We start from the raw sequence: 13,393 nt of genomic DNA, 5'->3' as shown, positions 1-13,393 counted from the left end.
ATCTGCACTATTGTTATCTCTATTTTTACATCCATTTCGCAGCGAGACGGCAGGCTGAACTTTAACCCCATATTGATTACGAGGCTAACCATGTTCAAACACACTGCATTTGCACTCGCCACAACCGCAGCTTTTGCCACTTCGGCTTTTGCGATGGGTCACTCGAAGGATATCGTTGACACGGCCGCAGCCGCGGGCAGCTTTACCACGCTTCTGGCTGCTGCCGAAGCCGCGGGTCTGGTTGAGACGCTGAAAGGCGAAGGCCCTCTCACCGTTTTCGCACCAACAGACGAGGCGTTTGCCGCCCTGCCCGAAGGCACAGTTGAAACCCTGCTCTTGCCAGAAAACCGCGATCAGCTTGTCGCAATCCTGACCTATCACGTGATCGCAGGCGCGGTGATGTCTGGGGATCTTTCTGATAACATGACTGCCGCAACCGTTCAGGGCGCAGATATCACCATCGACCTCGATAATGGTGTAATGGTCAATGACGCCAATGTTGTTACCGCCGATATCGAAGCGTCAAACGGCGTGATCCATGTCATCCATTAGGTGATCATGCCTCCAATGTAATCCGCAGCACGGATTGCGCATAACGAAGGCCCCGCAAGATGCGGGGCCTTTTTCGATCTTAATGCACCACGGCATCATCAGGTTTGGGGCGATTTGTGGCCGCCACCCTGTCACCGATGATCAGCCCATCCGCGCCTGCACTGACAACAACCCGCGCGCCATCCTTGACCTCACCGGCCAAGATCATCTCTGCCAACGGGTCTTGCAGGCTGCGTTGGATGACCCGCTTCAAGGGCCGCGCCCCGAAGACAGGATCATATCCTTCGGAGGCCAACCAGTCCTTGGCCGCATCATCCAGATCAAGGGTGATTTTACGCGCAGCGAGGCGTTTCGCCAGAAGCCCAAGCTGGATTTCAACAATCCCACCCATATCGGCGCGGCCCAAGCGATCAAACACAATCATATCGTCTAGGCGGTTTAAGAACTCGGGGCGGAAATGTGCCCGCACCGCATCCATCACATCGCGCTTGGCGCCTGCAATGTCCCCACCATCTGGCAACTGACTGAGCGCTTGCGCCCCCAAATTTGACGTCAACACAATCAAGGTTTGTTTGAAATCAACGCGCCGCCCTTGGCCATCAGTCAGGATACCATCATCCAAGACCTGCAACAGAACATTGAACACCTCGGGATGTGCTTTTTCGACCTCATCAAAGAGGATCACCTGATAAGGTCTGCGCCGCACGGCTTCGGTCAGAACACCGCCTTCGTCATATCCGACATAGCCCGGAGGCGCGCCGATCAAACGGGCAACCGCGTGTTTCTCCATGAATTCGGACATATCAATCCGCACCATGGCCTGATCATCGTCAAAGAGATATTCAGCCAAGGCTTTGGTCAATTCGGTTTTCCCTACACCCGTTGGCCCAAGGAATAGGAATGACCCAAGCGGGCGATTTTCATCCTGAAGCCCTGCGCGCGCGCGGCGCACCGCACGACTGACGGCAGAAACCGCCTCGCGCTGGCCGATGACGCGGCGGCCAAGCTCCTCCTCCATCCGCAAAAGCTTTTCCCGCTCCCCTTCCAACATTTTGGACATGGGGATCCCCGTCCAACGCTCAACCACAGCGGCAATTTGCTCGGGGCGCACAGCCTCTTCGACCATGACATCTTCTTCGGCATTCTCTGCCTCGGCCAATTGGCGCTCGAGATCAGGGATCACCCCATAGGACAATTCACCTGCACGACCCAAATCGCCCCGCCGTTTGGCCTGATCCAATTCAGCCCGCGCCTGATCAAGCGCCTCTTTCAGCTTGCGCGCTGCATCAAGCTTGTCGCGCTCGCCCTGCCATTGTGCCGTCATTTGCGCAGATTGCTCCTGCAAATTGGCCAATTCTTTCTCAAGCTTTTCCAACCGTTCACGGCTAGCACTGTCTTCTTCTTTCTTGAGCGCCTCAGCTTCGATCTGCATTTGCAGGATTTGACGATCAAGCGCGTCTAATTCTTCGGGCTTACTGTCGACCTCCATCCGCAGACGGCTTGCTGCCTCATCAACAAGGTCAATCGCCTTATCGGGCAAGAATCGATCTGTGATATAGCGGTTCGACAAGGTGGCCGCGGACACGAGCGCCGCATCTGAGATCCGCACCCCGTGGTGAAGTTCATACTTCTCCTTGATCCCGCGCAGGATAGAGATTGTATCTTCCACCCCGGGTTCTTCGACCATCAAAGGTTGGAACCGCCGCGCAAGCGCGGCATCTTTCTCAACATATTTGCGATATTCATCGAGCGTGGTTGCACCCACGCAATGAAGTTCGCCACGGGCAAGCGCAGGCTTGATCAGGTTGGCCGCATCCATGGCGCCATCAGATTTGCCCGCCCCCACCAGAACGTGCATCTCGTCAATAAAGAGGATGATTTCACCAGATGCAGCCTCGATTTCTTTCAAAATTGCCTTCAGCCGTTCCTCGAATTCGCCGCGATATTTCGCGCCTGCGATCAGCGCCCCCATATCCAAAGCCATCAAACGCTTGTCGCGCAGGCTTTCGGGAACGTCACCATCGATGATGCGCAAGGCAAGGCCTTCTGCAATCGCGGTTTTCCCGACACCCGGCTCCCCAATCAGAACGGGGTTATTCTTGGTGCGGCGGCTGAGAACCTGCATCGCGCGGCGGATTTCCTCATCGCGCCCGATGATCGGGTCAATCTTCCCGTCCCGCGCGGCTTGCGTCAGATCCCGCGCATATTTCTTGAGAGCCTCATAGCCATCTTCAGCCGAGGCGGTATCAGCCGTGCGACCCTGACGGATGTCATTGATCGCAGCGTTCAGGGATTGAGCATTGACCCCGCTCGCCTCAAGCGCAGATTTCGCTGGCGATTTCACAAGGGCCAACGCGGTCAAAATCCGCTCAACAGGCACGAAACTATCGCCCGCTTTGGTGGCAAGCTTTTCGGCTTCGTCCAAAACCTTTACGGTTTGGCTGTCTATATAGACCTGCCCGGCATCCCCTGTGACTTTGGGTAATTTGGCCATGGCGGCATCATTAGCGGCGCGCACTTCGCGCGCATCGCCCCCGGCCTTAGTGATCAGATTGCCTGCCATACCCTGCTCATCGTCAAGCAAGGCTTTCAGCATATGCTCTGGTGCCAATTTTTGGTGATCTTCGCGCTGCGCCACTGTTTGAGCGGCCTGAATGAACCCGCGCGCACGGTCTGTGAACTTTTCAAAGTTCATCGTCTGTCTCCTTCATCTAAGCACCCGTCTCGCACCACCCGCTTTGCGGCATGATGCATCTTTCGGGCCTTCTCTTCAAACTTGGGAGGTCAGCGCGCTTTGTTCAAGGGTTAAGGCTCAATCGCGAATGCGTTCTGACAAAAGTTTTGCGGGCCTCAATCGCTCCGCCGCCTCAAAGAGGGAGAATGTTTGGTTGACTTAATTTGTCACTGCGGCAAGCTCATTCATATACCCCATCAATTCCGCTGTGCGGGCCGCCTCAACCAATTGCACTGCACGGGCGGGGTCATGGGTTTCAAACTGGACATAAAATAAAGGCTCCCCCCGCCTCAGCACCAAATCTTTCTTCGTTTGGTGCCATTCGAACGCCCACATCAGCGGACTCGGCCAAATATGCAGCGGAAACCGCCCCCAAAAAATCGTGCCCGGAAGGGGGTCTGTGCGGTAATGGGCAAACGCGGCCAGTTGGGTCAGATAGATCGGCTCATCCGCAATGAAGCAGTAGGGAAGAGCAAGCTGAATGGTCGGGCGATCAGCATAGCGCCATTCCGCCTCGGACACCAAGGTCACCACTTGGGCAATCTTATTGCCACGGATTGTGCTGCTTTTGCCTGCGCGATTGATCAACACTGCCTTCCCATCTTTGTCACGCCCAAATCCTAAATGCAGATCATAGGGGCAGCGCACCATAAAGTAGCGGCTTTCCATCTGCACCACCGCAGGGCAGCGCGCTGCTGATTTTGCATGCGCACGGTTGGCCCCGCGAGAGGCCACGCGTTCAGGCGCCTCAAAAAGCACTGCGCCCTTTTCTTCGGTCAAAAACCACCCCACACGCGCAGGGCCCTGTTCGGGCCTTGCATCGTCACGCGACGCTTCAATCGACAATTTCATGATCTGACGTTCCGTCCAGTTTAGCTATCTTGAGAATGAAGGTTGCCGAAGGGCGCGTCAATGCTGCCTTGGTCGGGCAATTGACCCACGGGCCAACCATCGCTACCACGGGACGCGAGCCCAACCCATGAATAAGGACGTCCAATGACCGCTGCATCTGACCGCTTGATTGTTGCCCTTGATGTGCCCCATGCGGTGGCGGGTTTAGAGTTGGCCGCCAAGCTCGGCAATGCGGTCAGCTTTTACAAAATCGGCTTGGGGATGCTGACGGGCGGCGGGCTTGCCTTGGCGCAAGAGCTGAAAGACGAACACGGCAAGCGCATCTTCCTCGACATGAAGCTATTCGATATCGGCGCAACAGTCGAAGCGGCGGTGCGTGGGCTTGCGCAATTCGACCTCGATTTTCTGACTGTGCATGGTGATCCCCATGTCGTGCGCGCGGCAAAAGAAGGGGCTTCTGGACACAAGACCAAGATTCTGGCCGTGACCATCCTCACCTCATTGGATCGCGCAGATTTAGACGCAAGCCTGATCACCGCAGGCGACATTCCCGATCTGGTCACAACCCGCGCTGCGCGTGCCTTTGAAGCGGGGGCAGATGGGGTTATCGCCTCACCACAGGAGGCCGCAATGATCCGCGCCCTGCCCGAGGCCGCAGGACGCCTCATCGTCACCCCAGGTGTGCGCCCCGCAGGCAGCGCGCTTGGCGATCAAAAGCGCGTTGCCACACCAGCCCAAGCCATCGCGGATGGTGCCGATCACATAGTGGTGGGGCGCCCAATCTGGCAAGCCGCCGACCCCGCTGCAGCCGCCCGCGCCGTGTTGGCGGAGATTGGCTAAGGGCGCCGCCCATGCCCGCCCTCTGCCGCGATTGTCTGAGCGAGTTTGAGGCAGGCAGCCGCTGCCCCGACTGCGGGCGGCCAAATGTGATCTCCCATCCTGAACTGTTCAATCTATCCATTGCGCATATGGATTGTGACGCGTTTTACGCTTCGGTGGAAAAACGGGACAATCCCGATCTAGCAGATAAACCCCTAATCATCGGAGGCGGGCGGCGTGGTGTCGTCTCGACTGCCTGTTATATTGCCCGCATCCGTGGCGTGCGCTCTGCCATGCCGATGTTTCAGGCTCTTAAACTTTGCCCTGACGCGGTGGTGCTGCGCGGGCGGATGTCGCATTACGCGGCAGTCTCGCGCGAAATTCGCGCATTGATGAACGAACTGACCCCCGCGATTGAGCCGTTATCGCTTGACGAGGCCTTTTTGGATCTCTCGGGCACAGGCAAATTGCATGGTCACCCGCCCGCTGTGATGTTGGCGCGCTTGGTCAAACGAATGAAAACCGAATTGGGACTGACAGGGTCGATTGGCCTCAGCCATAATAAATTTCTGGCCAAAATCGCCTCTGACCTCGACAAGCCACAGGGCTTTGCGGTGATTGGCCAAGCAGAAACACAGGATTTCCTGACTCAAAAGCCCGTGTCGATGCTGTGGGGAATTGGCGCAGCCGCACAGGCAAATTTGCAAGCGGCGGGCATTCACAAAATCGGTGATCTGCGCCGTTGGCCCAAAGATGAATTGGTCGCGCGTTTCGGCGCATGGGGCGCGCGGCTGCATGATTTGTCTTTCGGACGGGACAACCGCAAAATCTCGGCAACGCGCGAGGTGAAATCAATCTCAAACGAAACCACCTTTCCCAATGACCTTCGCGATCCTGATTTGCTCGATGGACATATCTGGCGTCTGGCAGAAAAGCTATCGGCACGCGCAAAGGCGCAGGGGCTTGCAGGGCGTGTTGTGGTATTGAAATTGAAAACTCACGATTTCAAAACACTGACCCGCCAGACCGCTATGCCTGATGGCACGCAGATGGCAGACCGCATTTATGCGCAAGCCGCGCAATTGCTTGCGGCTAATCTGAAATTTGCGCCCTTTCGACTGACCGGTTTGGGGCTGGGGGATTTGATCCCCGAAGCTCAGGGGGATCGCGCAGGCAATCTGCTTGACCCACAAGAGGCCAAACGCCTCCAAGCGGAACGCGCCTCGGATGAAATTCGTAAAAAATTTGGCGATCAAGCGATCGTAAAGGGCCGCACGCTGCGATGATCACTCAGCAGCAAGGGGCTGCGCGTCAGTTTCCTTAAAGGCCTCAATGACCTTCGCCAAAGCCGCTGTGACCCGAATACGGGTATCTTCGTACCCACCATTTTGGGCAATCGCAGCCTCATCCATATAAAGAGCGCGGTCAATTTCGATTTGCACAGCATGAAGCCCGCGGTTCGGCTTGCCATAGGCTTGGGCAATATACGCCCCTGCAAAGGGCGTGTTGCGCGCCACAGTGAACCCTTGCTCTTCAAAGGCGGTGTGGACAAGATCAACAATCTCACGATCTGCGGCACCACCAAACCGATCCCCTAGAATGAGATCGGGGCGCTTACTTTTGCTGCCCACCAAAGCGGCGCCTAAGGCGTCATGGGGCATGGAATGCATATCCAGCAAAATGGCGCGGCCGAATTGCGCGCGCGCCGCAGCCATCAAATCACTCAGACAGGCGTGATAGGGATGCCAAACACGCGCCAGACGCGCCTCAGCCTCAGCGCGGGTGATCTTACCGCGATAAATGCTGCGCCCATTGGCCACCACGCGCGGAATCACCCCAAGCCCTGCTGCAATGCGTGGCGATGCCGCCCCCCGCGCCACCCCGAAGATGACAGCGGGATCCAATTCATCCGCATTGCGATTGAGATCAACATAGGCGCGCGGGAATCGAGCCTTTAAAAACGGAACCCCAAATTCAGCAGTGCGTTCCGCCAATAGATGCACAAACGCATCTTCGGAACTGCGGATTTGCTGAGGGTCAATATCAATCGCGCCCAGAAACTCTGCGGGATAGACATCACCAGAATGCGGTGAAGCCACAACAACAGGGGCCAGATGCACCTCTGGCAAGGTCAAATCATAGGCGGGACTGCTATTTTGTGCGTTTCTCATGTGTTGGATATAGCCCAGTTCTGGAAAATACCAAAAGCCCTTGAACCGCCCCGCGATTCCTTTTAAAGACCGCGCTACAGCGGAACGGGCTTGGCTCGTGACGTCCGTTTTTCTTTTTCATTTGGCTGTACCTTAAGGCCGCGTGGAAAAAGCGGTGCGATCCGTAACGACATCGGGCGGTTAGCTCAGCGGTAGAGCACTACGTTGACATCGTAGGGGTCACTGGTTCGATCCCAGTACCGCCCACCATCGGCACAATCCCGTGCCAAACGAACAAAGGCGCACCGCCGCGCCGCGAGAAGGAGAAGACCCATGAAGGTCAAGAATTCGCTCCGTTCGCTCAAGCAGCGTCACCGCGATTGCCGCGTCGTGCGCCGCAAGGGCCGCGTCTATGTGATCAACAAGACGCAGCGCCGCTTCAAAGCCCGTCAGGGCTAAGCCAAGCGCAAGAGCTTATGATCTAATGAAAAACGCCGCCCTCTTTTGGGGCGGCTTTTTTCTTTGGGCCTACCAACCAGATTGGCGATCTTCTAATTCGTCCAAACTATAGCTGTCTTGGATTTGATCCGAGACATCCTCACGATAACGCGGATCTTGGCCCATGCAATTCGGCCCACAGATCAGATAGGCGACCCCATCCCCTCCGTCATTGAACCATAGCCGCCCCCCCCGGTGTCGCGACATATCCATTGACGCCTTCGTCTATGTCGCCCGCGAGATCCTCAACGGACGGCACCTCACTATCGGCATCAGGATCATAGCCTGCATGGGTGTGGAAGGATGCCGTAACTTCAACAAAGCGGCTTTCATCCCCACGCGACAAACAGGAATCCGATGTCCCCCGTGTCGCCTCGGTCGCCATATAGGTGCCATCGGGCATCAGGCCAATATAGCCGCAATATTCACGATTCTCCGCGAAAGATCGCCTTTGCAGTTCTAACAATATCTTGCGCGCCGCCTCCATCTCGCCCGCAGGTTGGGCCGTGGCCATGATCGGACAAAGGCCAAAAGCCCCAAGCATCACTATGTGCCGCATCTTCATTTCTCATAAAACCCCAAGAAACCCCTCTTGCCGCAAATCTGCGGCCCGCGCCAAAATTGGGCAAGTTTTCTGCGACACGGCACACCAAAAGGCCTCACAATTCCCCACAAAGAGGCATAAAAAACACAACAAGAGCGCCGCAGATACGTTGCTGCGCCGTCTTGCAACTCGCCCGCGCATATGCGCTTTTGTGCCAAAAGCGCGGTTGCCGCAAAATGCTGGCTCGCCTAAAGACAGACCCGCATTTGGAAGGAAGAGAGCATGACACATATCTGGCTGCGCGCAGAAGAACGCGAAAGCGAGGAGCGGGTGGGACTAACCCCAGAAGGCGCTGCCGCACTGATCGCCAAAGGCATGAAAATTACGGTTGAAGAAAGCCCTGCGCGCGTGATCCCTGTTGAGGGGTATATCAAGGCAGGCTGTGCAACCGCACCCTTTGCCTCATGGGCAGATGCGCCCCAGGATGCGATCATCTTTGGCCTCAAAGAATTGCCAGAAACCGATCACCCCCTGCACCATCGCCACATCATGTTCGGACATGCCTATAAGGGCCAACCTGCAGGACAAAGGTTGTTGAAACGATTCAAGGCGGGCGGCGGCACGCTTTACGATTTGGAATATCTGGTCGATGAAAATGGCCGCCGTGTAGCCGCCTTTGGATATTGGGCGGGGTTCGCGGGCGCGGCATTGTCGCTGAAGGCGCTTATTGCACAACCCAAACTCATGGGGCCGATCCAAGGCTATCCCAACAAAGACGCTTTGATTGCCGAATTGCAGCGTGAGATGACAGCCATTGATCTGCCCCGCGCCATCATCATTGGTGCCTTGGGGCGGGTCGGGACAGGCGCGCGCGATCTTTGCGCGGCACTTGGTATTCCAGTGACTGCTTGGGACATGGCAGAAACAGCCTCAGGCGGGCCATTCCCAGAAATTCTGGATCATGAAATGTTTCTCAACTGCATTCTCGCGGATCCTTCTGTGCCTGTATTTGTGCCGCAAAGCGCCAAAGAGGTCCCGCGCGCGTTGCGCGTGATTGGGGATATTGCCTGCGATCCAAGTTCCGATTTCTCGCCAATCAAGGTCTATGATCATGTCACCACATGGGGGGAGCCTGCATTGCGGGTGCATGATGTGCCACCATTGGATGTCATGGCGATTGACAATCTGCCCTCTCTCTTGCCGGTAGAAAGTTCGAAAAATTACGCCGCGCAGCTTTTGCCATCTTTGCACGGGTTGGGGGATTTGACCCAAGGCGTGTGGGGCCGCGCCAAGGCCCGCTTTGACCACCATATCGCACAAGTTTAAGGGAGTTTAGATCATGACAATTCATTGGTGTGGAACAGGTCTGTCCTCCATTCCAGGCCTGCGCCATCTGATTGAAACCGAAGGCGATGTGGTCGTGTGGAACCGCAGTGTCGACAAAGCCAAGGCAGCTGTCGGGGATATCGCAAAAGACATCCGCGCGTTTGATATGGCAGCCCTCACCGAAGCCACGAAAAAGGGCGATGTGGTTATCTCAATGCTGCCTGCCGATATGCATGTGCCGCTTGCCACAATGGCGATTGCGGCAGGGGCACATTTTGTCTCCTCCTCCTATATCGCACCTGAGATGCGCGCATTGGATGAGGCGGCACGCAAGGCTGGGGTTTGCGTTGTCAATGAGGTGGGCCTTGACCCGGGCATCGACCATTTGATGGCCCATGCCCTCATGCATGACTATCGCAACAGTGCTGCTTTTGACCCGCAAAATGCCCATGATTTCATCTCTTACTGCGGTGGGATTCCCAAAATCGCGAACCCGTTTCGCTACAAATTCAGCTGGTCGCCGCTTGGCGTTCTCAAAGCACTGCGGTCGCCTTCGCGTTCCATTGCCAATGGCAAAGAATTAAACGTCTCGCGGCCTTGGGATGCGATTTCGCACTACACCGCACCCCTTGAAACGCCAGAGGAATTTGAGGTCTATCCAAACCGCGACAGCCTGCCTTTTATGGCCGAATACGGGTTTGAAGCCGATTGGAATGTGCAGCGCTTTGTGCGCGGCACTTTGCGTCTTGCAGGGTGGTCTGAAGCATGGGCGCCCGTGTTCCGCGAAATCGAAACCCTCGAGGGGGCGGCGGGCGATGCGCGGCTGCGCGAGATGTCTGACCAATTCTGGCGCGAAAATTCCTATGAGGCAGATGAGCCAGACCGCGTTGTTTTATGCGTCTCTCTCAAAGCAGAGGTCGCGGGGACTGCGCGGTGGCACAAAACCTATGTGATGGATGCATGGGGCGATGCGCGCGGCACAGCGATGGCGCGGCTTGTCTCAACCCCGGTCGCACTGGCCGTCAAAGCGGCAATCACGGGGGCCGTGCCTGCGGGCGTGTCCGCTGCGCCGCATGATATCGGGCTTGTCCGCGACTGGATGGAGGTTGTGGGAACCCTTGCCCAAAGCCTGTCTGTGGTCGACCATCTCGCCTAGAAAATGCGGTAGTAGAGCCAATCGGGGAAGAACTGACTGACCCTGAAAAACGCCCCAAAGCCCCATGGAAAACTGCAACTGAATTTCTTGCGCCGCATATGGCGCAAGAAAATATCTGCCGCAGGGGCGGGATCCATGATGAACGGCATGGCAAAATTGTTCTTATCGGTCAGCCTCGTGCGGATGAAACCAGGGTTGACCAGTTGCACGGCGACATTGCTGCGCCGCATATCCACACGCAGGGATTCCGCCATATGCATCACCGCTGCCTTCGATGCGCCATAGCCTGTGGCCGAAGGGAGGCCACGAAAGCCCGACAGACTGCCCGTGATGACGATATGACCTGCATCCTTTGCCACGAATTGCGGCACGACATGGCCCAAGACGCGCGCCGCACCCATGACATTGATATCCATCATCGCCAAGACTTGGTCACTATCCCAAGCGCTGGCATGCATCGGCCAATAAACCCCTGCAAGATAGACCATCCCATCTATATCGCCGACATGCCTAGCGGCTTTGGCCACGCTTTGCGCATCACTGACATCCATGGGCACAACCCGAGATGGGCCGTTTAGGCGTGTCGCAACCTCATTAAGCCGCGCCTCAGATCGGGCGGATAAGATCACCTCCGCGCCTGCGCCAGATAATTTCTCAGCCAAGGCTGCACCCAACCCTTCGGATGCGCCGACAAGCCAATATGTCTTTCCTACAAAATCTCGCATAAAAACCCCATCTCTTTCGCGAAAGTAAACCTAGCGCGCGCGTTCTTGTGGCAAAGGTGTGATACTCAGAATCGTGATCGCAAGCAGCTTGAGCGCGCAAGGAACCGCCGCATAGAGCAGCACCAAGCGCGACAATGCCGCTTCGGGATTGGCCGCGCCCGCCTCAAACCCTGCGGCCTCCAACAGGGGCAATAGGGTGACAGCGGCGAAGGCCAAGGTGAATTTGGTCGCGAAAGACCACAATCCGAAGGCTGCGCCCGCCTCGGGTGCGATTTTGGACAAATGACGCGAGAAAATGGCAGGCAGGATCGTCAAATCTGCCCCAAGCGCCATGCCCGAAGTCAAACAGATCAAAGCAAAAGCGACCACATCGCCCGCCCCCAAAGCGAGGGTGAAGGCGAAGGCCAAAATCGACAAAGCCATGCCAAACAACAATACAGGCTTGGCCCCAAAGCGCGTGGCGGCCCGTGTCCAAAATGGCGCGGACAGGGCGGCAGCGAGAAAGAACAACAACAAAAGCGGCCCCTCCCATCCAAGGGCCTGCAACACCCCTTCAACGTAGAACAGGAAAAGGGTGGAGGTCACCGCGACTGGGGCGGCATTGATCAAAGCAATACCCAACAAACGCCGCGCCGTCTGATCGCGCAAGATTGTGCCAAAGGCGGTTGGCGGTGTCGCCGCCCCCTGCCCCCAGTCAGGGCGCATCAACACATAGGCAAGGGCGCAAAGACCCACAAAGCCAATCGCAAAACCTGTAAACGGGTGGGGCAAGAAACTTGCCAATGCAATCGGGGCAACTGACGCCAAGCATACCCCCAACAACCCCCCCGTTTCGCGCCATGTGGCAAGGCGCAAATGACCATCTGTTCCAAGCCGTTCGGCGGTTTGCACACCCTCGGCGTAAAAGCAGATCGTGAGGAAGGAGAAAGACGAGAACAATCCGATTAAGGTCAGCGCAAACCACCACACGGGGGCAATCGGCGGCGCAATGGCAAAGAGGCCATACATGGAGGCAGCAAGAATCGTCACAGCCCCCGCCACCATGCCCCTCCGATAGGCGCGGGTGGTGCGTGCCAAACATCCCAAAGCAGGGTCTTGCACCACATCAAATAACCGCAAGCCGAAAAGGATGCCCCCGAGCGCCGCAAGGCCCAAGCCATATTCATCGACATAGAATTTCGGGGCATGGATATAAATGGGCAGACCCGCGCTCGACAGCATGGCGGCAAAAACTGCGTAGCCCGCCAAGGGCGCGCTGCGCTTAGCCATCAAGACACCTCGCGTTCGGGCGGCTCAGGGCGCGGGCGATAGGGCGCGCCCTTGATCCATAATTTCAGCGCCTGCCAATGGATCAGGCCCAAAACCCTGCGCGACCCAAAAGGCCGCCGCCATAAGGCGCGCAAGATATCGCCATTGCGCAACGGACGCCGCGCGCCGGTCAGCGTGGCATAAAGCCCCTCATTCCCCGTTGCATAATCGATGAAAATCCCCACCCGATCCGCACGAATATCAAAGCGGAATTCATAACCGCCCTCAATTTCTTGGAAGGGCGAGACGTGGAAGATCTTTTTTGCCCGCAAAATATCGTGACGGGTGATTTCCTCGAGATCTTTGCGATGGCAAAGATAGGAATGCCGATCACCGAAAGTATTAGACACTTCGGCAATGACAACGCGCAAGCGCGTTTGGGTATCATAGGCCAACCAAAAACTGACAGGGTTGAACACATGGCCCAAGAGACGCGGCTGCGCCAAAAGCATCAGCTTGCCTTGGGTCTGCTCGGCCAATCCATGCGCGGCCAAAACAGCGCGTGCCCAACTGGCCCCCGCTCCGTTTTTGGGCGCACCGCCGTGGTCAAGATCCCGTAGGGCTGCAAGATTTCCCTTGTTACGGCCAAACAATGCGGGGGCAATCAGATCATCCACCTCTGCATCAAGCATCACGTAATCAATGGAATATCGAAACGCGTTTTCCACAGCGCCCCTGCGGCCATGAAATGTTTCGCCTGCGATATAATCCACCGATGATGACACTGCT

General features: G+C 56.7%; 14 protein-coding genes and 1 tRNA gene. 7 read left to right on the top strand and 8 right to left on the bottom strand.

The window, feature by feature from the left end:
- Nucleotides 1–90 precede the first annotated feature (90 nt).
- A complete protein-coding gene (locus AAC632_RS04870) occupies nt 91–552 on the top strand; it encodes a fasciclin domain-containing protein (protein WP_340297857.1) in 462 nt (153 codons plus the stop codon).
- 79 nt (nt 553–631) lie between these two features.
- Here the strand turns inward: AAC632_RS04870 and clpB are convergent, their stop codons facing one another.
- Together clpB and AAC632_RS04860 are read right to left on the bottom strand one after the other, a co-directional pair.
- The gene (clpB, locus tag AAC632_RS04865) at nt 632–3,247 is read right to left on the bottom strand and encodes an ATP-dependent chaperone ClpB (RefSeq protein ID WP_340297858.1); all 2,616 of its coding nucleotides are present in this window, start codon (nt 3,245–3,247) and stop codon (nt 632–634) included.
- Nucleotides 3,248–3,445: 198 nt separating this feature from the next.
- Nucleotides 3,446–4,138, bottom strand: coding sequence for a hypothetical protein (locus AAC632_RS04860; protein ID WP_340297860.1), 693 nt, complete (start codon nt 4,136–4,138; stop codon nt 3,446–3,448).
- Between the two features lie 144 nt (nt 4,139–4,282).
- On the opposite strand from AAC632_RS04860, the gene pyrF reads away from it, so the two are divergent.
- Entirely contained in the window at nt 4,283–4,978 is a 696-nt protein-coding gene (pyrF, locus tag AAC632_RS04855) for an orotidine-5'-phosphate decarboxylase (RefSeq protein ID WP_340245014.1), read from the top strand.
- A gap of 11 nt (nt 4,979–4,989) precedes the next feature.
- A complete protein-coding gene (locus tag AAC632_RS04850) occupies nt 4,990–6,243 on the top strand; it encodes a DNA polymerase IV (RefSeq protein ID WP_340297861.1) in 1,254 nt (417 codons plus the stop codon).
- Here AAC632_RS04850 and AAC632_RS04845 read toward each other — a convergent pair whose 3' ends face one another.
- Nucleotides 6,244–7,128, bottom strand: coding sequence for an N-formylglutamate amidohydrolase (locus tag AAC632_RS04845; RefSeq protein ID WP_340297862.1), 885 nt, complete (start codon nt 7,126–7,128; stop codon nt 6,244–6,246).
- Between the two features lie 174 nt (nt 7,129–7,302).
- Between AAC632_RS04845 and AAC632_RS04840 the strand changes: the two genes are divergently transcribed.
- Nucleotides 7,303–7,377 (top strand) — tRNA-Val (locus AAC632_RS04840).
- A 63-nt stretch (nt 7,378–7,440) separates the two neighbouring features.
- Entirely contained in the window at nt 7,441–7,566 is a 126-nt protein-coding gene (gene ykgO, locus AAC632_RS04835; protein WP_012177066.1) for a type B 50S ribosomal protein L36, read from the top strand.
- 69 nt (nt 7,567–7,635) lie between these two features.
- Here ykgO and AAC632_RS04830 read toward each other — a convergent pair whose 3' ends face one another.
- Nucleotides 7,636–7,812: a hypothetical protein gene (locus tag AAC632_RS04830; RefSeq protein WP_340297863.1), complete on the bottom strand. Its 177-nt coding sequence runs from the start codon at nt 7,810–7,812 to the stop codon at nt 7,636–7,638.
- Nucleotides 7,775–8,164: a DUF4329 domain-containing protein gene (locus AAC632_RS04825; protein WP_340297864.1), complete on the bottom strand. Its 390-nt coding sequence runs from the start codon at nt 8,162–8,164 to the stop codon at nt 7,775–7,777. Before AAC632_RS04825 ends, AAC632_RS04830 begins: the two co-directional genes overlap by 38 nt.
- A 267-nt stretch (nt 8,165–8,431) precedes the next feature.
- Between AAC632_RS04825 and AAC632_RS04820 the strand changes: the two genes are divergently transcribed.
- Both AAC632_RS04820 and AAC632_RS04815 read left to right on the top strand, forming a co-directional pair.
- Nucleotides 8,432–9,475 (top strand): saccharopine dehydrogenase, encoded by a 1,044-nt coding sequence (locus AAC632_RS04820; RefSeq protein WP_340297865.1) that lies wholly within the window; start codon nt 8,432–8,434, stop codon nt 9,473–9,475.
- Between the two features lie 13 nt (nt 9,476–9,488).
- On the top strand, nt 9,489–10,631 hold the full coding sequence (locus AAC632_RS04815) for a saccharopine dehydrogenase family protein (RefSeq protein WP_340297866.1): 1,143 nt from the start codon (nt 9,489–9,491) through the stop codon (nt 10,629–10,631).
- On the opposite strand, the gene AAC632_RS04810 is transcribed toward AAC632_RS04815, so the two are convergent.
- Genes AAC632_RS04810 through AAC632_RS04800 form a run of 3 tightly spaced genes read right to left on the bottom strand, consistent with a single transcriptional unit; the run spans nt 10,628 to nt 13,389 of the window.
- On the bottom strand, nt 10,628–11,356 hold the full coding sequence (locus AAC632_RS04810; RefSeq protein ID WP_340297867.1) for an SDR family NAD(P)-dependent oxidoreductase: 729 nt from the start codon (nt 11,354–11,356) through the stop codon (nt 10,628–10,630). The two genes, AAC632_RS04815 and AAC632_RS04810, sit on opposite strands and share 4 nt — an antisense overlap.
- Before the next feature lie 30 nt (nt 11,357–11,386).
- Nucleotides 11,387–12,625: an MFS transporter gene (locus AAC632_RS04805; RefSeq protein ID WP_340297868.1), complete on the bottom strand. Its 1,239-nt coding sequence runs from the start codon at nt 12,623–12,625 to the stop codon at nt 11,387–11,389.
- Entirely contained in the window at nt 12,625–13,389 is a 765-nt protein-coding gene (locus AAC632_RS04800) for a DUF1365 domain-containing protein (protein ID WP_340297869.1), read from the bottom strand. The genes AAC632_RS04805 and AAC632_RS04800 overlap by 1 nt, the downstream gene beginning before the upstream one ends.
- Nucleotides 13,390–13,393: the final 4 nt, after the last annotated feature.

The organism is Roseobacter sp. HKCC-CH-9351, from assembly GCF_037830295.1.
In the GTDB taxonomy this organism is placed as follows: Bacteria; Pseudomonadota; Alphaproteobacteria; order Rhodobacterales; family Rhodobacteraceae; genus M30B80.
The sequence above is the reverse complement of the archived record's forward strand: the minus strand, read 5'-3'. Positions and strand labels throughout refer to the sequence as shown.

Bases quoted from the DNA above. Each gene is read 5' to 3' on its own strand.
- AAC632_RS04870 (WP_340297857.1), top strand. From the start codon at position 91: ATGTTCAAACACACTGCATTTGCACTCGCCACAACCGCAGCTTTTGCC.
- clpB (WP_340297858.1), bottom strand. From the start codon at position 3,247: ATGAACTTTGAAAAGTTCACAGACCGTGCGCGCGGGTTCATTCAGGCC.
- AAC632_RS04860 (WP_340297860.1), bottom strand. From the start codon at position 4,138: ATGAAATTGTCGATTGAAGCGTCGCGTGACGATGCAAGGCCCGAACAG.
- pyrF (WP_340245014.1), top strand. From the start codon at position 4,283: ATGACCGCTGCATCTGACCGCTTGATTGTTGCCCTTGATGTGCCCCAT.
- AAC632_RS04850 (WP_340297861.1), top strand. From the start codon at position 4,990: ATGCCCGCCCTCTGCCGCGATTGTCTGAGCGAGTTTGAGGCAGGCAGC.
- AAC632_RS04845 (WP_340297862.1), bottom strand. From the start codon at position 7,128: ATGAGAAACGCACAAAATAGCAGTCCCGCCTATGATTTGACCTTGCCA.
- ykgO (WP_012177066.1), top strand. From the start codon at position 7,441: ATGAAGGTCAAGAATTCGCTCCGTTCGCTCAAGCAGCGTCACCGCGAT.
- AAC632_RS04830 (WP_340297863.1), bottom strand. From the start codon at position 7,812: ATGTCGCGACACCGGGGGGGGCGGCTATGGTTCAATGACGGAGGGGAT.
- AAC632_RS04825 (WP_340297864.1), bottom strand. From the start codon at position 8,164: ATGCGGCACATAGTGATGCTTGGGGCTTTTGGCCTTTGTCCGATCATG.
- AAC632_RS04820 (WP_340297865.1), top strand. From the start codon at position 8,432: ATGACACATATCTGGCTGCGCGCAGAAGAACGCGAAAGCGAGGAGCGG.
- AAC632_RS04815 (WP_340297866.1), top strand. From the start codon at position 9,489: ATGACAATTCATTGGTGTGGAACAGGTCTGTCCTCCATTCCAGGCCTG.
- AAC632_RS04810 (WP_340297867.1), bottom strand. From the start codon at position 11,356: ATGCGAGATTTTGTAGGAAAGACATATTGGCTTGTCGGCGCATCCGAA.
- AAC632_RS04805 (WP_340297868.1), bottom strand. From the start codon at position 12,625: ATGGCTAAGCGCAGCGCGCCCTTGGCGGGCTACGCAGTTTTTGCCGCC.